The 20,763-nt window shown below is 57.5% G+C and carries 19 protein-coding genes, 2 tRNA genes and 1 pseudogene; 15 read left to right on the top strand and 7 right to left on the bottom strand.

Translation table 11 applies throughout. The features are described from left to right. Positions 1 to 132: 132 nt before the first annotated feature. Positions 133 to 1,104 carry a sensor domain-containing diguanylate cyclase gene (locus tag R0140_RS08630; protein ID WP_012541130.1) on the top strand — a complete coding sequence of 324 codons (972 nt, stop codon included), beginning with the start codon at positions 133 to 135 and terminating at the stop codon, positions 1,102 to 1,104. On the opposite strand, the gene R0140_RS08635 is transcribed toward R0140_RS08630, so the two are convergent. After that, positions 1,101 to 2,201 carry an AarF/UbiB family protein gene (locus tag R0140_RS08635; protein WP_032740051.1) on the bottom strand — a complete coding sequence of 367 codons (1,101 nt, stop codon included), beginning with the start codon at positions 2,199 to 2,201 and terminating at the stop codon, positions 1,101 to 1,103. The genes R0140_RS08630 and R0140_RS08635 overlap by 4 nt on opposite strands. Before the next feature lie 527 nt (positions 2,202 to 2,728). Between R0140_RS08635 and R0140_RS08640 the strand changes: the two genes are divergently transcribed. Beyond that, positions 2,729 to 2,986 carry an AbrB/MazE/SpoVT family DNA-binding domain-containing protein gene (locus R0140_RS08640; protein WP_012541132.1) on the top strand — a complete coding sequence of 86 codons (258 nt, stop codon included), beginning with the start codon at positions 2,729 to 2,731 and terminating at the stop codon, positions 2,984 to 2,986. After that, entirely contained in the window at positions 2,987 to 3,319 is a 333-nt protein-coding gene (locus tag R0140_RS08645; protein WP_008804165.1) for a type II toxin-antitoxin system PemK/MazF family toxin, read from the top strand. A gap of 53 nt (positions 3,320 to 3,372) precedes the next feature. Here R0140_RS08645 and R0140_RS08650 read toward each other — a convergent pair. Next, a tRNA-Asn gene (locus R0140_RS08650) sits at positions 3,373 to 3,448 on the bottom strand. 5 nt (positions 3,449 to 3,453) lie between these two features. Between R0140_RS08650 and R0140_RS27805 the strand changes: the two genes are divergently transcribed. The 3 genes from R0140_RS27805 (at position 3,454) to R0140_RS08660 (ending at position 5,282) form a co-directional block, all read left to right on the top strand. Then, positions 3,454 to 3,633, top strand: coding sequence for a DUF5951 family protein (locus R0140_RS27805; protein WP_219163281.1), 180 nt, complete (start codon positions 3,454 to 3,456; stop codon positions 3,631 to 3,633). 8 nt (positions 3,634 to 3,641) lie between these two features. After that, a complete protein-coding gene (locus R0140_RS08655; RefSeq protein ID WP_032740049.1) occupies positions 3,642 to 5,078 on the top strand; it encodes an EmmdR/YeeO family multidrug/toxin efflux MATE transporter in 1,437 nt (478 codons plus the stop codon). Between the two features lie 128 nt (positions 5,079 to 5,206). Beyond that, positions 5,207 to 5,282, top strand: a tRNA-Asn gene (locus R0140_RS08660). A gap of 168 nt (positions 5,283 to 5,450) precedes the next feature. Here R0140_RS08660 and R0140_RS08665 read toward each other — a convergent pair. Together R0140_RS08665 and pmrD are read right to left on the bottom strand one after the other, a co-directional pair. Next, positions 5,451 to 6,905 carry an AMP nucleosidase gene (locus R0140_RS08665; RefSeq protein WP_032740048.1) on the bottom strand — a complete coding sequence of 485 codons (1,455 nt, stop codon included), beginning with the start codon at positions 6,903 to 6,905 and terminating at the stop codon, positions 5,451 to 5,453. A 130-nt stretch (positions 6,906 to 7,035) separates the two neighbouring features. Beyond that, the gene (pmrD, locus tag R0140_RS08670) at positions 7,036 to 7,281 is read right to left on the bottom strand and encodes a signal transduction protein PmrD (protein ID WP_008804171.1); all 246 of its coding nucleotides are present in this window, start codon (positions 7,279 to 7,281) and stop codon (positions 7,036 to 7,038) included. Between the two features lie 270 nt (positions 7,282 to 7,551). Between pmrD and R0140_RS08675 the strand changes: the two genes are divergently transcribed. Beyond that, complete coding sequence (locus tag R0140_RS08675; protein WP_117122297.1) at positions 7,552 to 9,174, top strand: alpha/beta hydrolase; 1,623 nt, start codon at positions 7,552 to 7,554, stop codon at positions 9,172 to 9,174. Here the strand turns inward: R0140_RS08675 and R0140_RS08680 are convergent. From R0140_RS08680 to R0140_RS08690, 3 genes and pseudogenes are all read right to left on the bottom strand, one after another. Further along, entirely contained in the window at positions 9,085 to 10,017 is a 933-nt protein-coding gene (locus tag R0140_RS08680; protein WP_008804173.1) for a nucleoside recognition domain-containing protein, read from the bottom strand. The two genes, R0140_RS08675 and R0140_RS08680, sit on opposite strands and share 90 nt — an antisense overlap. A 118-nt stretch (positions 10,018 to 10,135) precedes the next feature. Further along, the gene (locus tag R0140_RS08685) at positions 10,136 to 11,098 is read right to left on the bottom strand and encodes an MDR family oxidoreductase (RefSeq protein WP_223168428.1); all 963 of its coding nucleotides are present in this window, start codon (positions 11,096 to 11,098) and stop codon (positions 10,136 to 10,138) included. Continuing rightward, a pseudogene (locus R0140_RS08690) lies at positions 10,989 to 11,814 on the bottom strand (TetR family transcriptional regulator C-terminal domain-containing protein). The gene R0140_RS08685 and the pseudogene R0140_RS08690 overlap by 110 nt, the downstream one beginning before the upstream one ends. Before the next feature lie 556 nt (positions 11,815 to 12,370). Between R0140_RS08690 and R0140_RS08695 the strand changes: the two are divergent. The 8 genes from R0140_RS08695 to R0140_RS08730 all read left to right on the top strand — a co-directional run bounded on the left by R0140_RS08695 (position 12,371) and on the right by R0140_RS08730 (position 20,761). Further along, the gene (locus R0140_RS08695; protein ID WP_012541138.1) at positions 12,371 to 14,005 is read left to right on the top strand and encodes a Na+/H+ antiporter; all 1,635 of its coding nucleotides are present in this window, start codon (positions 12,371 to 12,373) and stop codon (positions 14,003 to 14,005) included. 455 nt (positions 14,006 to 14,460) lie between these two features. Further along, on the top strand, positions 14,461 to 15,390 hold the full coding sequence (gene epsC / locus R0140_RS08700; RefSeq protein WP_008804177.1) for a serine O-acetyltransferase EpsC: 930 nt from the start codon (positions 14,461 to 14,463) through the stop codon (positions 15,388 to 15,390). Between the two features lie 63 nt (positions 15,391 to 15,453). Beyond that, positions 15,454 to 16,359, top strand: a complete 906-nt coding sequence (locus R0140_RS08705; protein WP_032735976.1) for a PLP-dependent cysteine synthase family protein — start codon at positions 15,454 to 15,456, stop codon at positions 16,357 to 16,359. Further along, on the top strand, positions 16,352 to 16,780 hold the full coding sequence (locus R0140_RS08710; RefSeq protein WP_012541140.1) for a M67 family metallopeptidase: 429 nt from the start codon (positions 16,352 to 16,354) through the stop codon (positions 16,778 to 16,780). The genes R0140_RS08705 and R0140_RS08710 overlap by 8 nt, the downstream gene beginning before the upstream one ends. Before the next feature lie 59 nt (positions 16,781 to 16,839). Next, the gene (locus R0140_RS08715; protein WP_008804180.1) at positions 16,840 to 17,130 is read left to right on the top strand and encodes a MoaD/ThiS family protein; all 291 of its coding nucleotides are present in this window, start codon (positions 16,840 to 16,842) and stop codon (positions 17,128 to 17,130) included. After that, positions 17,127 to 18,302 carry a molybdopterin-synthase adenylyltransferase MoeB gene (moeB, locus tag R0140_RS08720; protein WP_022065165.1) on the top strand — a complete coding sequence of 392 codons (1,176 nt, stop codon included), beginning with the start codon at positions 17,127 to 17,129 and terminating at the stop codon, positions 18,300 to 18,302. The genes R0140_RS08715 and moeB overlap by 4 nt, the downstream gene beginning before the upstream one ends. Positions 18,303 to 18,339: 37 nt before the next feature. Continuing rightward, positions 18,340 to 19,284: a family 2A encapsulin nanocompartment shell protein gene (locus R0140_RS08725; RefSeq protein WP_008804182.1), complete on the top strand. Its 945-nt coding sequence runs from the start codon at positions 18,340 to 18,342 to the stop codon at positions 19,282 to 19,284. Further along, entirely contained in the window at positions 19,271 to 20,761 is a 1,491-nt protein-coding gene (locus R0140_RS08730) for a cysteine desulfurase (protein WP_032691217.1), read from the top strand. The genes R0140_RS08725 and R0140_RS08730 overlap by 14 nt, the downstream gene beginning before the upstream one ends. Positions 20,762 to 20,763: the final 2 nt, after the last annotated feature.

Below are 20,763 nucleotides of genomic sequence, written 5' to 3' on the forward strand. Positions count from 1 at the left end.
CTGGTTGACGAGTAGGGGAAATCTGCTTAACTCATGGGATACCTGACGACTATTTTCCCCCTGGCAGGATAAAACGCCGGGTTTCTCTGTGGAAACCCGGCAGAATTCTGCGCAAGAGACAAGAGAGAGACAATGAAATTAGCCGGACTTCATCCCGACGAGCAGCGTCGCCTGCAATCGCTACGCTCTTCCGGGCTGTTGAATAGCGGAAAAGAAGAACGCTTCGATCGCCTGACCAGGCTTGCCCGTTCGCTGTATAACCTGCCGGTGGCGTCCATCAGTCTGGTGGGGGAAGATCTCCTGCATATCAAGTCCTGTGCCGGCCTCGATGTGGACACGGTGCCGAGAGATATTTCATTTTGCGCCCATACCATCCTGCAAACCGACCCGCTTATCGTCAACGACATGCAGCAGGACGAGCGCTTTCACGATAACCCGCTGGTCATTGCGGCGCCGTATATCCGCTTTTACGCCGGGTATCCGGTGCAACTGCCGGATGGCGCGACCGTCGGGTCTTTTTGTCTGATGGACCATCAGCCGCGTTCGTTTTCCGCCCATGAAATGCAGATCTTAAGCGATCTGGCGGCGATCGTGGAGGATGAGTTCAAGGTGCTGGATGCGGCAACCTCTGATGAGCTGACGGGACTGTTTAATCGTCGGGGATTCCTCACCCTGGCGGAGTATGCCCTGCTGACGGCCCAGCGCCGCCAGGAGCCGGTAAGCCTCGCCTTTGTCGACCTCGACCGCTTCAAGCACATCAATGATACCTGGGGGCATGAAGAGGGTGACCGCGCGCTGATCGCCATCGCCGATTTGATGAAAGCGGCCTTCCGTGAGTCCGATATCCTCGCCAGGCAGGGTGGGGACGAATTTATCATTCTGTTCGCCAATACCAGCCGCCACGATGCCGCGACAGCAATGGAGACGCTCAGTCACAACGTGGCGCGTTTCAACCAGCAGGCGGCTCACCCCTGGCAACTGGCGTTCTCCTGGGGCTGCGTCGAGTACGATCCCGCCAGCCATCCCAGTCTCAACGCGCTGGTGGCCACCGCTGACCGGCTGATGTACCAGGCGAAGCAGAAGCAGGGTCGCGAGCGTCGCTAACCTGGCGTGGAGGCGTTCAGCAGGTACCGCTGCGCCTGCTGCCGCTTCTGCGCATAGCTGCTGAGCAGCGCCTGCTGTGATTTGCCTTCGTTATCGTAAAACAGACCGCCTTCGTCGGCGATAAAGCGATAATGCTGTTCCAGCTGGCCTATCACCCAGTCGATACGTTGCAGAGTGAGTAAGGTACACGACTGGCCATGCAGATCGTCTTCGATATCCAGCACGTGGGAGCGGAAAGCCTCCACGGCAAATAACCGGCGCAGCGCGGCTGGGTCCGCCAGCGCCGACGCCCAGCGCGCCGTTATCTGCTGAAAATGGGCCTGCACCTGCGGGGCGGCCTGTCGGGCGCGGAGCCAGGCGAGCTTGCGCCGGTAGCTTTCGAGCGCCAGCCGCTTCAGATCGCGATAGTGCGCCAGCTGCTGCTCCGCGCCGGGAACCTGGGTCATCAGCCAGCTAAAAAAGAAGCGGGTCTCAAAGCGCTCGACAAAGTGGAACAGCGGATCGGCCAGACCGTTGCTGTTGAATTCCCTGAGCGGATCGAAGGGATACATGTAGCCAAAATCGAACAGCCACAACTGCTCCTGACGGTCCACCAGCAGATTTCCACGACAGAGATCCCACTCCATCAGCCCCTGTTCTTCGCAGGCTTCCAGGGTAGTAAATAGCTGGGCGATCAGCGGCGGGGTCAGCTGGTGAATCAGCTCGCCATCGATCCACGGCGAGAGCAGGATGCCGAGGCGATAATCGGCATACAGCGTTGGGACGATGTGGGTGAAGCGCGGGGCGGTGACCGGGTTATCCTTCAGCCGCTGCAACGCTTGCCGGCGCTGCACTTCATTTAAAAACGACAGCTGGCCGTTGAGGTTGGCGACGCCGGCGACGGCGCGTCGTTTTTTTAAATTGTACTCCTTGCCAGCGATGCGCAGCCGGTAAACCTCGCCGGTCAGGCCTGAGCCGTATACCTGCACCACATAAGGGGAATCGGGGCCCAGTGCGGCGAGGGTTTCGGGTGGCAGCGGGCAATGGCTGACGTCGCCGACGATAAGGGGTTCTCCGCTGCGATCGAACGCCTGCTGTTGCTGTTGTCTGAGGTTCATGGTGCCTCCGGGTATAACGTTAGATAGCGTGGATAATCCACGCTATCTCACCCGCAAGCGGTAGTGAATTCATCCTACTGGCGGGGGCTTTTTCAGGCTGAGCTGGGGGGCGTTCACGGAGGATACACGGGGCGTAGGGAGGCGGCAGGGAAGGGCATCGCGCCTGAGCAAATCTGGCCTTCGCGCTACCGCTGATATCCCTCCGGCGCAACCCGGATACGGAAGCAGCGCCGCATTTTGTTTATCTGATTCGCCATAATCCTTTGAACCCCAGAATCAGTTTTCTATTATCGCCTTCTTACAACGAAATCAGTTCTCGCCTGCACACAATGCTTCCTGACCTGCAAGAAGTGCCCGATGTATCAGGATGGTCGCCGTTTTACAGGTCATCACACCGCTGAAAACTGGGATCTGTCCTTCGATGGATTGCGGTTTATTACGCTAAGGAAATCACCATGAATCTGATGAGTAATAGTGCACAATCCACCCTGGATGTTATATTAAAATATAATATTCGGAGGTCCTTTATGTACAAAACTCGCCTGAAAAAGGTTGGCGGATCCATCATGCTGGCGGTTCCTCCCGCCGTGCTGAAAGCGCTGGAGCTGTCGACAGACAGCGAAGTGGGTATGACTATAGATAATGGCTGCCTGATTATTGAACCGCAGAAACGGCCCCATTATTCGCTTGAGGAACTGTTGGCGCAGTGCGATCCGCACGCCGAAATGAGCGAAGAGGATCGGGAATGGATTGATGCGCCTGCGGTGGGCAAGGAGATTCTGTAAATGGACAGAGGGGAAATCTGGCTTGTTTCACTGGATCCGATTGCTGGCCACGAGCAAAGTGGAAAACGTCCGGTCCTCATTGTATCGAAGGCATCGTTTAACAAGCTGACCCGGCTACCGGTCGTGGTTCCCGTCACCAGCGGTGGAAACTTTGCACGTACAGCAGGCTTCACGGTTTCACTGGAAGAGGCGGGGACCAAAACAACAGGCGTTATTCGCTGCGACCAGCCCAGAACTATCGATATGGCGGCCCGGAACGGCAAGCGTCTGGAACGCATACCAGACGCCGTTGTCAATGAAGTGCTTGCCAGGCTGGATGCGATTCTCAGTTAACGTCAGCGACGCAAAAAAGCAAAAAGCCTGCTCGAAAGCAGGCTTTTTAAATTTGGCTCCTCTGACTGGACTCGAACCAGTGACATACGGATTAACAGTCCGCCGTTCTACCGACTGAACTACAGAGGAATCGTGTGGAGTCGTATCTTAGCGGCGAAAAATCTTTTGTCAAACATCAATTCGCCTGTTCAGGTGCAACTGCCGCTTCCATCAACAATTTGTTGTCATTTCCGACAATTATTCAGGAAAAATACTTTGCAGGATATCCATTTCTCAATCATCATTTGAAATGTTGTTTCAACATCTCTCACTAAGGTCTCTCTTGAACGTCACCTCCGCCGTACGCCAGGCCGTCGAACGGACATCCTGGTTTAAAAAACGTCAGCGTTATCGTGTGCTGTACTGGCGCGAAATCAGCCCTCTCGCTGTCCCCATTCTGCTGGAAAATGCCTGTGTGCTGTTGATGGGGGTGTTGAGCACCTTCCTTGTCAGCTGGCTGGGAAAAGAGGCCATGGCCGGGGTGGGGCTGGCCGATAGCTTTAACATGGTGATCATGTCGTTCTTTGCCGCCATCGATCTTGGCACCACGGTGGTGGTGGCTTTTAGCCTTGGCAAGCGCGATCGGCGGCGGGCGAGAGCGGCCGCGCGTCAGTCGCTGGCCATTATGACGCTGTTTTCCATTTTGCTGGCGGGGGTGATCCATGCCTTTGGTCAGCAGATTATTGATTTTGTCGCCGGTGACGCCACTGCGCAGGTTAAGGCCCTGGCCCTGACCTACCTGGAGCTGACGGCGCTGAGCTATCCAGCGGCGGCGATTGCGCTGATCGGTAGCGGTGCACTGCGCGGCGCCGGAACCACCAAAATCCCGCTGCTGATCAACGGCGGGATGAACATCCTCAACATTTTAATCAGCAGCGTGCTCATCTACGGCATCTTCTCCTGGCCGGGGCTGGGGTTTGTCGGCGCCGGTCTTGGGCTGACGATTGCCCGCTATATTGGCGCGATAGCCACGATCTGGGTGTTGATGATGGGTCTCAATCCGGCGCTGAGGCTGTCGCTGAAGGGCTACTTCAAACCCTTTAACTTCGCCATTATCTGGGAGGTGATGGGGATCGGCATCCCGGCCAGTATCGAATCGGTCCTGTTCAATGGCGGCAAGCTGCTGACCCAAATGTTTGTCGCCGGGATGGGTACCAACGTTATCGCCGGCAACTTTATCGCTTTTTCAGTGGCCTCGCTGATTAACCTGCCGGGCAACGCCCTCGGCTCCGCCTCGACGATCATCACCGGTAAGCGACTGGGAAAAGGGCAGATTGGTCAGGCTGAATTCCAGGCCTGGCACGTATTTTGGCTGTCGACGATCATTCTGACGCTGATCGCCTGGGGCAGCGCCCCGTTCGCCGGCTTCATTGCCTCGTTCTATACCCATGAAGACGACGTGAAAGAGGTGGTGAAGCAGCTCCTGTGGCTCAACGCCCTGTTTATGCCAATCTGGTCGCTGTCGTGGACCTTACCCTGCGCGTTTAAGGGGGCCCGCGACGTTCGCTATACCATGTGGGTGTCGATGCTGGGCATGTGGGGCTGCCGGGTGGTGGCGGGCTATACGCTGGGTATCGTGCTGGGGATGGGCGTGATAGGCGTGTGGTTGGGGATGGTGCTCGACTGGGCGGTGCGCGGCGTGCTGTTTTACTTCCGCATGGTGAGCGGTCGCTGGCTGTGGAAGTACCCGCGCGTGAAGGCCACGTCGGAGGAAACCTGAGCCGTTTGCGGGGATGAACGCCATTTTTTGCGCAAAGTGAAGAATAATTCGGCAAACGATTCATTTTATTGAAAACAGGCTTTGACAGCGCCGGGCGTCATCGATAATATGCGCCCCGTTCACACGATTCCTCTGTAGTTCAGTCGGTAGAACGGCGGACTGTTAATCCGTATGTCACTGGTTCGAGTCCAGTCAGAGGAGCCAAATTTAAGAAGCCTGCTTTCGAGCAGGCTTTTTGCTTTTCTGCGCGCCACGCTTCCCTGTGGACGCACATCCAAAGTTCTCGCCGGGCCGTTCGTTTCGCTCATCCCGGCACTGACGATCCCCTGCGGGGAACGCCAGCGTGTTTCCTTTCTATCCCTGCGTCACCGGTTAACGGAACGGCGGTTCGTTGAAGGTGCGTAGCTTACGCGAGTGCATGTGATCCCCCTCGGCGCGCAGCAGGTCGATCGCCCGGATGCCTATCTGCAGATGCTCGGAGATAGCGCCCTCGTAGAAACGGTTGGCCTGGCCGGGAAGCTTAATTTCACCGTGCAGCGGTTTGTCCGAGACGCAGAGCAGCGTGCCGTAAGGCACGCGGAAGCGATAGCCCTGGGCGGCGATGGTCGCGCTCTCCATATCGATAGCCACCGCGCGGCTGAGATTAAAGCGCAGCGCCGAAGCAGAATAGCGCAGCTCCCAGTTACGGTCGTCGGTGGTGACCACCGTTCCGGTACGCAGCCGCTGCTTCACCTCCTCGCCGGGCATCCCGCTCACCTGCTTGGTGGCGTCGTACAGCGCACGCTGCACTTCGGCAATGCTGGGGATCGGAATATCTGGCGGCAGTACCGCATCCAGCACATGGTCGTCGCGCAGATAGGCGTGGGCCAGCACATAGTCGCCGATAGCCTGGCTTTCACGCAGGCCGCCGCAGTGGCCAATCATCAGCCAGACATCGGGGCGCAGTACCGCCAGATGGTCACAAATGGTTTTGGCGTTAGCCGGGCCGACGCCAATGTTAATCAGGGTGATCCCTTTGCTGTCGTGGGTGATCAGATGCCAGGCTGGCATCTGGTGCTTCTTCCACGCCAGATCGGAAATGGCCTGTTCCGGCGCTTCCGTTTCCGCGGTGATCCAGATCCCGCCGGCGCAGGAGAGGGCGATATAGGGGCTGTCGGGATCGAGGATCTGGCTGCAGCCCCAGCTGACGAACTCATCCACATAGCGGGTATAGTTGGTGAACAGCACGTAGGGCTGGAAGTGTTCCGCCGGCGTGCCGGTGTAGTGACGCAGACGCGCCAGCGAAAAATCGACGCGGCGGGCGTCAAAGTGCGACAGCGGATAGAACTCGGTAGGATGGAACAGGCCATCCGCGGTCTCATCGCCAATCTGTGACAGCTCGGTGGTGGGAAAATAGCGCGTCAGACCAGCGCTCATCGAGCGGTCGAGGGTCAGGGTGGAGCCATCTATCACATAAGGATAGGGGATCTCATGCTGCGACAGCTCGACGCTGATATGCGCGCCATAGTCCTGATACAGCAGGGTCAGCTGTTCCAGCAAATAGTGGCGGAACAGTTTCGGATTCGTAATGGTGGTGGTATAGCAACCGGCATGGGTGAAACGTCCCCAGGCGCGCGTTTTGAGGGCTTTATGATCGGCGCCGTCCCAGGAGACCGACAGCTGCGGGTAGACAAAAAGGCCTTCCGCACGGGCTTCGGTATCAGGGAGCGTATTATGGTCGATATAGTCGCCGATGGCCTTGCGTAACGCCGTGACCGAGGCTTCATAGCGCGCTTCCAGCTCGGCAAGCGCTTGTTCCGGGGTCAGACTGGCGGCCTTGTGATTCATTATTCGCTCCTTGTTTCAGGTCTGCTGACATTCCCGATAGTATGTCACAGCGTGAAAAGGACGAAGGGGAATTTATATATTGGATGCGAAGATACTGAGACTATAACTGGCTAAGGGCCGGACGTGATCTTTATCCGCCGAGTTTGGCCCAGCGCTCACTGCTATAATGAGTGGCTTTGAGGATCTTCAACGTCTGCGCCGGGTTATTATTCAGACAATAACGAGCATTGGCCAGCGGAGTGAGTTTATCGCCTTCCTGCAGGTGGAGGCGACAAGCTTCAATTTCCGCAATCATCTCCAGCGCACCGCTCTGCAGCACGACGCAGCAGGAGCTGGTCATTGAATTTTTTCGTACTTTTTTTACCCACCACTCCATCTATATCTTCCTGTCCTGATCGCGTCCCTGCCGATAATTCATGTTTCCTCAAGGTCTGACAATAAGATTATCCCCTTGGTTTATACAGTGTTTAAAAATACGCGACCGAACGTTGATCTCATCGGTAGGCTTTTTTTCACCGAACATGAATGATCTGCCGGGTTTAATTTGCCGGAACCGATGACTATGCTGAGAAGCAGACAGTGAAAATAGCCTGTCAGGAAGAGGGCAACTGAGTCCGGCTACGCGAAAAATATAAGAGGGAGCGTCATGAAGCATGTTTTACGCCACTGGCGAACGTCGGGTGCCGTGATTGGCTCACTGCTAAAAAAAGGGATCATTGCGGTACTGGTGCTGCTGGTGGTCTTTCTCGCCGGGCGGATCTATGAGTCCCAGCGTGGCCCGGCCCTGCATCGCTGGCATACCTGGAGCGCCAACGAGATGTCGGCCGAAGAGATCGACCAGGCGACCTTTGCCCAGTATCTGGCGCGGGAGAAGACGATTTTCGCCGATCTCCAGCGCGAGGTGACAGAGGCTTTGCCGGAGGAAGATAAAACCCCGGTCAACCGCTTTTATCGTCACAGCCGGGTCTGGCCGGGGCAGTTTAAGCAGGACTGGAATCGTTCTTTTGTGCTGTTGCCGCAGGGCAAGCCGCGCGGCAGCGTGGTGCTGCTCCATGGCCTGACTGATTCGCCCTACAGCGTGCGCTATCTGGCGCAACTCTGGCAGCAGCGGGGTTATGTGGCGGTGGTGCCGCGTTTGCCGGGACACGGCACCGCGCCGGGGGCGTTAACGGCGGTGGACTGGGAGACCTGGCTGGCGGCGACGCGTCTGGCAGTGCGCGAAGCGACGCGCCTGGCCGGGGCGGACGTGCCGCTGCATCTGGTCGGTTACTCTAACGGCGGCGCACTGGCGCTCAAGTATGCTCTTGATAGCCTGGAAGACAGCCACCTGCGTCAGCCGCAGCAGATTATCCTGCTGTCGCCGATGATCGGTGTGACCGCGTTTGCCCGTTTCGCTGGCCTCGCCGGGCTGCCGTCCATCTTCCCGGCGTTCGCCCGCGCGGCCTGGCTGAACGTGGCGCCTGAGTTTAATCCCTTCAAGTACAACTCCTTTCCGGTCAAGGCGGCAAGACAGTCCTGGTTATTGAGCCAGGCGCTGCAGCAGCAGATTATCCGCGCGTCCCGTCAGGGCGAGCTGAAAGCGCTGCCGCCGGTCCTGACCTTTCAGTCGGTGATGGATTCCACGGTCAGCACCCGCGCGGTGGTGGAGTCCCTGTATCGTTACCTGCCGGATAACGGCAGCGAGCTGGTGGTGTTCGACATTAACCAGGCGGCGGATCTCCGGGTCCTGTTCCGTCCCGCGCTCTATGCGGCAGTCAATACGCTGCTGCCCCCGGCGCCGCGGGCCTATACCACTACGGTGGTGACCAACGCGACGGCGCACACGCTGCAGACCATCGCCCGTACCACGCTGGCGCAGGAGCGGGATGAGCATCGTTATCCGTTGCATCTCGCCTGGCCGGCGGATATGTACTCTCTGTCGCATGTGGCGGTGCCGTTTCCCCTGAGCGACTCGCTGTACGGTCGCGAGCCGGACGAGAAGAACCGCTACGGCATCAGCCTGGGCACCATTTCACTGCGAGGGGAAACCGGAACGCTGAGCGTGGGGCTGGAGACGTTAATGCGCGTCACCTCCAATCCTTTCTTTCCGTGGATGCTGGCGCGCGTCGATGAGCATATCACCTGCGGCGAGCAGGCGGCGGTGACGGCCTGCCTGAAAGCGCAGGCCAGAGCAGAGGCGTTAAAACAGGAGCAGGTGCAGAACGGTACGCAGCAGGATGCCGACGATCGCCGCGGGAACGACAAAGCGAAACAGGCGGACAAACCGTGAGCTGATGCCGAGAAAAATACCGATACCGGGTAGATCAAAGGTCTGGATCAGCAGGCCGGCCGAGGCGTTGACCTGGCTGACGGTCACTTTGCCCTGCTGGATCAGCTCAGAAATGACGCCAAAGTAGGCGGTGCCCCCGGCGACGCACTTCACCAGCGCCGGCAGCACAAAGTTCTGCGGGATATGCAGCCAGCCAAGTACCGGCTTCAGCGCCTGCTGTAGCAGGTCAATGGCCCCGGCGCCCTGCAGCAGCCCGACGATGGTTAACGACAGGATCAGCATCGGGACTGCGCCGAGCGCCAGGCGGATGGCGTCGGAGCCGGCGCTGTTGATCACCGCCAGTATGCCCTGGCTGTTTTGCTCGGCGTTGGGCAGCGCTTCCGCGCGGGGATTCTCGGCGACCGATAAGCGCCGTCCGGTGACGTGCCAGGCGACGGCGGCCGCGCACAGCCCGCCGACCACCGAGATAACGATCGAGGCCAGCCAGTGCAGACCAAAAGGGGTGAGGGGATAAAAGACGTTGCCTTGCCCCATGGCGAACACCATGGCCAGCGTGGCGGTCATTTGCCGGTCCGAGACGCCGCGTTTGTCCATAATCGACAACGTCGCAAGCGGGGCGGCAAAGCTGACAAAGTTAATCTGGATCAGGGCGAAGGCGCTCATCCCGGTTAAGCCGAAGGGCTTCAGCAGCGGGGCAACCCAGCGAACAATCACATCGAGGATGCCGCGGACCTCCAGATATTTCATGATGATCAGCATGATCACCATAATCGGCAACAGCGTATACAGCGCAACGTCAACGGATGATTTACCCGCCGCCATAATGATGCTTATGACATCCATTTACTTTTTTACCACTCGCAAAGGCATCGGTTCGCGTCATCATAATCCCGTGGGGAAGGAAATGATATGCCTTGATCCTCTCGAAGTCCGGCGCCCCACGGGCGCCGGGAGAAGAGGATTACTGGCCGATATTGACCAGCGTCCGGCCGTGAATCGTGTTGCTGAGAAAATCTGCGGCATACGCTGGCGCCTGCTCCAGCGTGATTTCGGTGGCCGCCTGCTGGTAGTAGCTTTCCGGCAGGAGCTGGGCCAGACGCTGCCAGACGGCGTCGCGTTCAGCGGTCGGCACCATCACCGAGTCCACCCCCTGCAGGCGCACGTTGCGCAGAATAAACGGCATCACGGTGGTCGGCAGATCGAAGCCCCCGGCCAGACCGCAGGCGGCGACGCAGCCGCGGTATTGCGTCTGCGCCAGCACTTTGGCCAGCATCGTGCCGCCTACGGTATCCACCGCGCCCGCCCACAGCTGTTTCTCCAGCGGACGGGTCTCCGCGAAGTCGCTGCGCGGCAGGATCGCATCGGCGCCCAGCTGGCGAAGATAATCGTGCGTCGATTCCCGGCCCGATACCGCCGTCACCCGGTAGCCCAGCGCTTTCAGCAACACCACGGCGGTGCTGCCGACTCCGCCGCTGGCGCCGGTAACCAGGATATCCCCGCTTTCCGGAGTGACGCCCGCATTGACGAGGGCATCAACGCACAGCATTGCGGTAAAGCCGGCGGTGCCGATGATCATCGCCTGGCGCGCGCTGAGCGCCGCCGGCTGGGCAACCAGCCAGTCGCCTTTGACGCAGGCTTCGGTGGCCAGGCCACCCCAGTGGTTTTCGCCTACGCCCCAACCGGTCAGGATCACGTCCTGACCGGGAACAAAGCGCGGATCGCGGCTTTCACTCACCCGTCCCGCAAAATCGATGCCAGGCACCATCGGGAACTGACGGATGATTTTGCCTTTGCCGGTGATCGCCAGGGCATCTTTATAGTTGAGACTCGACCAGTCGATAGCGACCCGAACGTCGCCTTCGGCAAGGGCGGGCAGGTCGATCGCTTTGACGGCGGCGACGGTGCGGTTGTCGATCTGGTCCAGAACTAATGCTTTCATGACAGAGTATTCCTCGTCGGAAGGGGGTTATCGGCGCTAACGCCGTCCTGTGCAGGTGTTTTTGGTGTCATACTGTGCGCAAAAAATTCCCAGTACTGGTCAAGCGGTGCGGCAGACTGGCACAGCCTGGCGCGCATCACCGCGCCTTCCCAGCCGATCCAGAAGACCTGGGCCAGCGCGTCCGGTGAGGCGTCGCGGGCGATCGCTCCGACAGCCTGCGCCTCGTGCAGGCAGCGGGCCACGCGCGACTCCCATGCCGCCAGAATCGCTTTTAATCGCCCGGGAAAGGTGTCGGGTAACAGCGGGGCTTCCTGCAGGAGGTTGCCCACCAGGCAGCCGCGGCGAAACTGGTATTTCTCCATCCCCTGGCCGGCATGACGCACAAAAGCCGCCATCCGTTCCAGCGGCGGCACGGCGTCGTCCAGCAGGAATTTATCTAATTTATGCGCAAAAAAGTCGCCATAGGCGCTAAGCACGGCCAGGCCAAAAGCCTCTTTGCTTTTAAAGCAGTGATAAAACGATCCCTTGGGCACATCGATATTCCTGATAACGGCCTCGATACCTGCCGCGAGATAGCCCGTTTCGGTCAGCACTTCAAGGCCTGAGCGAATCAGCGCCTGGCGCGTATCGTCAAACTGGCGATCGACCTTGGGTGGACGGCCGCGGCGGGGCTTCAGGACGGCGGAGGTATCGGGATTCATCATTTAGACCGTGTGGTTTAATTGTCGGTCAGGGTACGCCCAAACCCGGGATGGGGCAAGCGCAGCGTGGCGGAGGAGAGGGATGTCGAAAACCAGGGTCAGGAAGGCGGCCTGGCATAAGCATGTTCTGGCACTGTACGGCGATAACCGTTGTTTTCGGCAGAGAAATATTACTCTGCGAATTCTATTAGGTTGCCTGGTAATATCCGTATTCGAAATACGATAAGAAGAACTAATATAAAAATATATTGATCCGTGATTACCATCAGGTGGGATAGACGAGCGCCAGAGATACCTGCATTGCGCTGTCGCAGACGCGGATTGTCAATTATTTGCAGACGATGGCGGATTGACAAAGGCGGTACGATAAAACACATTGTCACCCCTGGTTCGGCATGAGGCGCACCGTAGTTTAAATAACATCGCCATCATACAGAGATTGCTGAGCTCTATTATCGGCGTCTGAAGCAATAATCCGGCGATGAAACAACACCTGCAAGGAAAGGAATAAAAGCGTGATGTACAGAATGAGTATTGCCGTCAGAGGAGGGGGCGAATGTCGCTAATTACTATTGTGTTGGTCTTTATGATGGCCATCGTCGTGACCGTGTTCGTGTCTCATCTTCTGCCCGTTAAGGTGCCGCTGCCGCTGATCCAGATCGCTGCAGGCGCTGCGCTGGCCGCCGGCGGATTTCAGGTCGATTTCGATCCGCATATCTTTTTGCTGCTGTTTATTCCGCCGCTGCTTTTCCTCGATGGCTGGCGGATCCCCAAAGACGCCTTTTTCAGGGATATGAAGCCGATTCTGTCGCTGGCGATAGGCCTGGTGATGGTGACGATCCTCGGCATTGGTCTGTTTATACACTGGCTGATCCCGGCTATCACCGTGGCCGCGGGGTTCGCCCTCGCGGCTATTCTGTCACCCACCGATCCGGTGGCGGTATCGGCAATGACCGCCAGCTCACCGCTTCCCTCAAGGATGGCGCATATTCTCGAAGGGGAGTCGCTGTTAAACGATGCTTCAGGCCTTGTCGCCTTTAACTTCGCCATCGCCGCGGTGCTGACCGGCAGCTTCTCGCCGGGAGACGCAGTGGTGAAGTTTTTCCTGATGGCGTTTGGGGGGATCCTCAGTGGCCTCGTGGTGGTGTGGGTCACCGGCAAATGCAACAACTTTCTCGTGCGGCGCACCCGCGAGGAGCCGGCAATTCAGATCCTGATAAGCCTGCTTATCCCCTTCGCTGCCTATTTGCTGGCCGAGGCGTTCCATGTCTCAGGCATTCTTGCTGCGGTGGCCGCCGGCATTGCGATGCACTATGAGCAGCTGTCGGGTCCCCGACTGCCGGCGACGCGTATGAAAAGCAGCGCGGTGTGGACCATGCTGCAGACCACCCTCAACGGCATGATTTTTCTCATGCTGGGCGAGCAGCTGCCGCGCATGCTGAAAACGCTTCCTGCGGTGGCCAGTCAGGCCGGCGTCTCGTCTCCCTGGTATCTGCTGCTGTACGCGGTGGCCATCACCCTGGCGCTTGGCCTGATGCGCTTTGCCTGGGTATGGCTGTCGATGACCCTGACGATTTTCCGCCGCAAGCGCCGGGGCAAGGCTATCACTATTCGTCCGCGATTCAGCATTATGGCCGTCATGGCGCTGGCGGGGGTAAAAGGTTCCGTCACCCTTGCCGGTATCCTGACACTACCGGTATTGCTGGCGGATGGCTCGCCGTTTCCGGGGCGGGAACTGCTGATCTTTCTCTCAATGGCGGTGATCCTGATGTCGCTCATCGTGGCGGCCGTCGGCCTGCCGTACATGACCCAGTATCTGGCCGATGATTTACCCCATGACACCGGGAAAGACAATATCGGTGCGGTGATGACCGAAGTGGCGATTAACCGCCTGAATGCGCTGCTGGACGAGTCGGTGGACGATCCGAATGAGCAGGCTTTGCGGGTCGATGCGGGCAATATGCTGCTGGAAACGTACCAGCGGCGGCTGCACTATAACGACAGTGACGAGGAGCAGGACGTCGGGCTGGAGCTGGCGAAGCGCGCCAGGCTGGAGAAGTATATGCAAAGGGAGGTCATTATCGCTCAGCGCCAGGAGCTGTTCCGGCTGCGGCGCGCCCATAACATCAGTGATACGACCTTTTATGAAGTGCTGCGGGAGATAGACCTCAAGGAAGAAAGCTTGCGCTAACAAACATGGCCGGTGGGCCGGGGCGTAAGCGCTGAAAGGGGCTGGTTCGCCTTCCGGAAGAGGTGTTCTGCCGCGGTATAAAACAAAGCCTGCTGGAAAAGCAGGCTTTTTTTATGTTGGCGGCCTGGACTGGCGAACAGTGGCAGATGGGGCGAGTTGCTCTGAAAGCAAACCTCTGGCTCTACTTATTGCAAGGAACCTGCTTTTCCCCATCTCACTGGGGTTTGACGCCTACAATGCTTGACCAGGCGGGACGCGATGTCACGACTGAGCGAGGTGAGGGGGGAAGAATACCTTGATTTTTAACTATTTATTCTTTTCAGCTATTTAAAGTCAATAAGGTTATTTGTTTTTAATGTGGGTAATGCATAAAAGTGAGGTAACGCCAAAAAGAATTTTATCGATTTGCTTTTATGAAGGATATTATTATGCCGGAAGCGGGTGAATTGTATCTCTTGCCGAAAAGAGAAAATAACTGGCATTTAAATAATGTCGTCAATGAATTGCGTCGCGTTCGCCAGGCGTGGCGCGATGAGCACGCGAAGAATAATTATCGTAATAAACGGAGTTTACCTTCCCGGGAAAGCGTTAATTCCGTCGCGGATACATTGATAAAAGTGCTTTATCCGATGCGCTTAGGCGACGTGGACTTACGCAAAGAGGGGGAAGATTATTACGTCGGCCATTTGCTGGGCACCGCGCTGGACAGGCTTACCGAAGAAGCACTTCTGGAACTCTATTATCAGTCGGATGAGCAGGCGGAAAATGAGGTCCTGTTGCAGGAGGCGGTCAGACGCGTTCAGCAGTTTGCCAACCGTTTACCGGTGATTCGTCAGCGTCTTGACGGTGATATCCTCGCCGCTTATCAGGGTGACCCCTCCGCGCGCAGCATGGATGATGTGCTGCTCTGCTACCCGGGAATTCATGCGGTGATGCACTATCGGCTGGCCCATGAGCTGCATCAGCTCGACCTTCCGCTGCTGGCGCGCATCATCACGGAAAAGGCGCATAGCCAGACCGGAATCGATATTCATCCCGGTGCGCAGATTGATGACGGATTCTTTATCGATCACGGAACCGGCGTGGTCATTGGTGAAACCGCCATCGTCGGTAAACGAGTACGTATTTATCAAGCCGTCACCCTGGGGGCCAAACGTTTCCTCGTCGGTGAGGACGGACAATTGCAAAAAAATTATCCTCGCCACCCTATTATTGAAGATGACGTTGTGATTTATGCCGGCGCGACAATCCTCGGGAGAATTACCATTGGGGCGCGCTCCAGCATCGGAGGAAATATCTGGCTAACTCGTGATGTGCCACCGGACAGTAATGTCCAACAGGCGCGAATTCAGCAGAGGCATTTCAGCGACGGCGACGGCATTTAATCATTACAGGAATAAATAAACCTATCGTTCCCGTACCATTAAAATAGCAGCGTGATCATTATTATGAATTTACTTGAAACGATTGGCGAGACGCCTTTAATAGCCTTGCCCTCTTTTTCTGCAGAATTATCGGGTGTCACGCTGCTGGCAAAAGCTGAATTTATGAATCCCAGCGGCTCGGTGAAAGACCGCGCGGCAAAAGCGATGGTACTGGACGGAATTGCGCGGGGGTTATTGACGCCGGATAAAACTATTATTGATGCGACCAGTGGTAATACCGGAATTGCGTACGCGATGATCGGCGCCGCGCTGGGGTATCACGTTCAGCTGTATCTCCCGCAGAATACCAGCCCGGAGCGTAAAAAAATAATTCGCCAGTATGGCGCCACGATTGTGGAGACTGATCCGCTTGAAGGTTCCGATGGCGCTTATCTTGAAGTCCAGGCCCAGGTCGCCGCACACCCGGAGCGCTATTTTTATCCCGACCAGTATAACAACCCCGTTAATCCGCAAACGCATTTCGCGACCACCGGGAAAGAGATCTGGGAGCAAAGCGGAAAGCAAGTCACCCATTTTGTCGCCGGGATGGGCACGTCAGGCAGTTTTGTCGGCACCGCCCGGCGGCTGAAGTTTGAGGATCCGCGGGTGAAAACCCTCGCCGTTCAGCCCGCTTCGCCATTCCATGGCATTGAAGGGACTAAGCATATGGGCAGCAGTATTAAACCCGGCATTCTCGACGAAACCCTGTTTGATGATGTGATTTCCGTCACCACCGAGGAGGCCTATGCGAGTGCGCGACGCCTCGCCCGGCGGGACGGCATTTTTGTCGGTATTTCATCTGGCGCCAATGTTGCCGCCGCCGCACGGCTGGCCCGCACGCTACCGGCTGGTTCGGTGGTGGTCACGCTGCTGTGCGATGTGGGCTCCCGCTATTTGACCGACCCTTTCTGGAATGAAACCCATGATTGAATTGACTCGTGAAATCGCCAGACAGATTGGCGCTGAAGGGGAAAAGACCTATCCCAATGAATGCTGTGGTGCGCTTTTTGGTCATTTATCTGCGCAGGGCGATGGCCGCGTGACGGCGATTTTCCCCATCGTCAACGCGCGGGAATCGGAAGAGCAGTACCACCGCTTTGTTATCACCGCCGACGACGCCTTGCGGGCGGAGCGTGCTGCGCTGGCGGAAGGTGTGGATGTCATCGGCTATTACCATTCGCACCCCGATCATCCGGCCATTCCATCGGAATTTGACCGTGAACATGCCCTGCCGTTTTACGCCTACATCATCGTGGCGGTCGCGCAGCGGCAGGCGGGGGCGCTGACCAGCTGGCGGCTCACGCAGGACCGCCTGCGCTTTTTGCAGGAGGAAGTGCACATCGTTTCATGACGTGAATAACAGGCACAACGTTGCCGGAAACCAGAGCAAAACACGGAGAGATTATCACTATGGCATCGACATTACTGATCCCCACTGCGCTACGCGCGTTCACCGACGGTCAGGGGAAGGTGACCCTCGAAGGTCACACCGTTGGGCAACTGGTCGCGGCGCTGGCGGCGCGATATCCGGACATTCAGCCGCATCTGTATGACGACGCAGGCGCGTTGCGCAGCTTTATCAATCTGTATGTGGGTGAGCACAATATTAAAACTACCGGTGGGCTGGAGACGCCGGTTAGCGATGGGGCGGAAGTGTTGCTGGTTCCCGCCATTGCCGGTGGCGTCGGGAAGGCGATATGAGCAGACCGAGCATTATCCCGGACGACCGTCTGTCGGAGCTGACGCATGCTGAGATTGCCCGCTACAGCCGCCACTTGCTGCTGCCGGAAGTCGGGCTTGAGGGGCAAAAGCGTCTGAAGGCCGCCCGCGTGTTACTTATTGGCACCGGCGGGTTGGGGGCGCCAGTGGCGCTTTATCTGGCCGCGGCGGGGGTTGGTAAGCTGGGGATTGTCGACTTTGATTTTGTCGATATCTCCAACCTGCAAAGGCAGATTATTCACAGCACCAAAGATATTAACCGCCCCAAAGTCGCTTCGGCGAAAGACAAGATTAAAGCAATTAACCCCGAGATTCAGGTGGAAACCTATAACACCACCCTGAGTAGTAAAAACGCGCTCGAGATCATCCGCGAATACGACCTGGTGGTCGACGGCACGGACAATTATCCCACCCGGTATCTGATCAACGATGCCTGCGTGTTACTGGGTAAGCCGCTGGTCTACGGCTCCATCTTCCAGTTTGAAGGGCAGGCCAGCGTTTTTTATGCCGGGCAAGGGCCCTGCTACCGCTGCCTTTATCCCGAGCCACCGCCGCCGGGGCTGGTGCCCTCCTGCGCGGAAGGCGGCGTGGTCGGTGTGTTGCCGGGCATTATTGGCACTATTCAGGCCGCGGAAGCCATCAAGCTTATCGTCGGCGGCAGCGAGAGCCTGATCGGCCGTCTGCTGCTCTTCGATGTGTGGCAGATGAAGCAACGTGAACTGCGGCTGGAGAGGGACCCCGGCTGTCCGGTCTGCGGTGAGCATCCGTCGATCCATGCGCTCATCGACTATGAGGAGTTTTGCGGGCTGAAACCTGATGAGTCAGAAGCACCCATTGAAAGCGTCACGGCGCTTGAGCTTCATGCGTGGATAGAGGAGGGAAAACCCCTGCAACTGATCGACATTCGTGAGCCCCACGAAAGAGCGATCGCAAAATTTCCGCAGGCCAAAGTGATGCCGCTGGGCCAGATAGTCAGACGTATCGATGAATTCGATCCGACGGTCGATGCGGTGTTTCTGTGCAAGATAGGGCAGCGCAGTATTTTCGCCATTCGGGCACTCCAGCGCGCAGGTTATCAGGGGCGCGTGATGAATTTAAAAGATGGCCTAAACGCCTGGGCGCGGGATGTCGATACCCGTTTACCGCAGTACTAACCTTCAGCTCCACTCTTTCAAACACTAAGGACTTATCATGGCAGAACAAAAAAGCATTAATGCACTGGGGCGTGAAGCCGCGTATCAGTTAGCGAATGTGACCAAAACGGCGCCGCAATTTGCGGCAATTACTCCGCGCTGGGTCAGTCGTTTTCTCGATTATAAAGGGCTGGAGTCGGGCATTTATCGCGTCAACAAGGTCGTGGAGGGGGAGACGCCGCTGGACGTATTATGCAGCCAGGATCCTTCGCGCGTAGAGATACCGCAGGGCTATATTGAGTATCAGACCACACCGCGTGAATATCAGCTGGATTCGATCTCGACCATTATTAACGTTGATACCAAAATTGCCGATCTCTACAGTTCGCCCTATGACCAGGCGTCAGAGCAAATTGCGCTGGCGATCGAAAGCCTGCGTGAACGCCAGGAAAGCCAGCTTATTAATAATGATGAATATGGACTGCTGAAAAATATTGATGACTCGCAGCGCATTCAGACCCGCAACGGCCGCCCGACGCCGGATGATCTGGATGAGTTGTTGTCAAAAGTGTGGAAAGAGCCTTCCTTCTTCCTCGCCCATCCGCGGGCCATTGCCGCCTTTCAGCGTGAAGCCACGCGACGCGGTGTGCCGCCGGTCACCGTGAACCTGCATGGCGGGACTTTTATTCTGTGGCGCGGTATTCCGCTGATCCCTTCCGATAAACTGTTTGTCGACGGACTGAAGAACCCAAAAAGCCAGGGCGGGAAAACCAATATTCTGCTGATTCGCTCCGGGGAAAGTAAACGCGGCGTGCTGGGGCTTTATCAGGAAGGGCTGCCAAACGAGCAGTCTCGCGGGCTGTCGGTGCGCTTCCGCGGGATCGATGATAACGGCGTGGCCTCTTATTTACTCTCACTTTATTGCTCCGCCGCGATCCTGGCCGATGATGCCATTGCTGTGCTGGAAGATGTTGAAGTGGGTGAATATTATGACTACGAGTAATTTATTCACGCTTCCTTTTGCGCCGGGCGGATGGCCCGGCGAGGCGGATGACGTCCCCTCTGCACGCGATTATGGTCTGCCCGACGCGCGGGATCTGCAAGGGTTGCTGAGCGATACGCCCGCCCGTCCGCGCGGAGTGGAGACGGCCTACGCGCCGCGGGTGGTGCCACTGGGCCAGGAGAGCAGGGCGGATATCACCCCTCGCGGGTTTGCAACATTGCCTGCTTTCGGCTCCCGGCCTGCGCCAGCGGCGCGGGTTGGGCAGATCCCGGTTGAGCGGATCCGTGCAGATTTTCCGATCCTTGCCGAACAGGTGGAGGGGCATCCGCTGGTGTGGCTGGATAATGCCGCGACGACCCAGCGCCCGAAGCAGGTTATCGATCGCATCAGCCATTATTATTTGCACGAAAACTCGAACGTTCATCGGGCGGCGCATACGCTTGCCGCTCGTTCCACCGATGCTTATGAAGCCGCGCGAGAGAAAGTATCGCGTTTTATTGGCGCCCGCGGCCCGGAGAATATTATCTTTGTGCGCGGCACCACGGAGGGACTCAATCTTATCGCTCACAGCTACGTGAAGCCGCTGCTACGCCCTGGGGATGAAATTATCCTCACGCAGCTTGAGCATCACGCCAACATTGTGCCGTGGCAACTTATTGCGCAGGAGACGGGCGCGACGATCCGCGTTGCGCCGGTTGATGAGCACGGACAGCTGATCGTCGAGGAGTATATTCGGTTATTCAACGATAAAACCCGTTTTGTGTCCGCCACTCACGTTTCCAACGCCCTGGGGACCGTGACGCCGGTTCAGGAACTGGTACAGATCGCCCATCGTTTTGGCGTGCGTATCGCCATCGACGGCGCGCAGTCTATCTCACATATCCCGACCAACGTCACGGCGCTGGATGCCGATTTCTTTGTCTTCTCCGGGCATAAAATTTTTGGACCTACCGGGATCGGCGTCGTCTATGGCAAGCAGGAGGTACTGGAAGCGGCGCGCCCGTATCAGGGCGGCGGGAACATGATTGCCGACGTGACCTTTGAGCTGACGCGCTATCAGCCTTCGCCGAATAAATTTGAAGCGGGAACGGGCAATATTGCCGATGCCGTTGGGCTGGGGGCGGCCATCGACTATGTGACCTCACTGGGGATCGAAAATATTGCGCAGTATGAGCATGCCTTACTGGAGTATGGGATAGCGAAGCTGTCGGCTATTCCGGGCCTGACGTTGGTCGGCACCGCGGCGAACAAAACCAGCGTCTTGTCTTTTGTGCTGGCGGGGCATGAAAATGAAGCCGTGGGGCGCTATCTCAGTCAGGTTGGCATCGCTGTGCGGTCCGGGCATCACTGTGCGCAACCGATCCTGCGTCGTTTGGGCTATGAGAGTACCGTCCGGCCTTCGCTGGCTTTTTATAACACGCCGCAGGAAATCGATTTTCTCGCCGAACAGGTTGCCCGATTTGCCGCGCGGCAATGACG

Source organism: Klebsiella sp. w6 (assembly GCF_033100215.1).
Classification (GTDB): domain Bacteria; phylum Pseudomonadota; class Gammaproteobacteria; order Enterobacterales; family Enterobacteriaceae; genus Klebsiella; species Klebsiella variicola.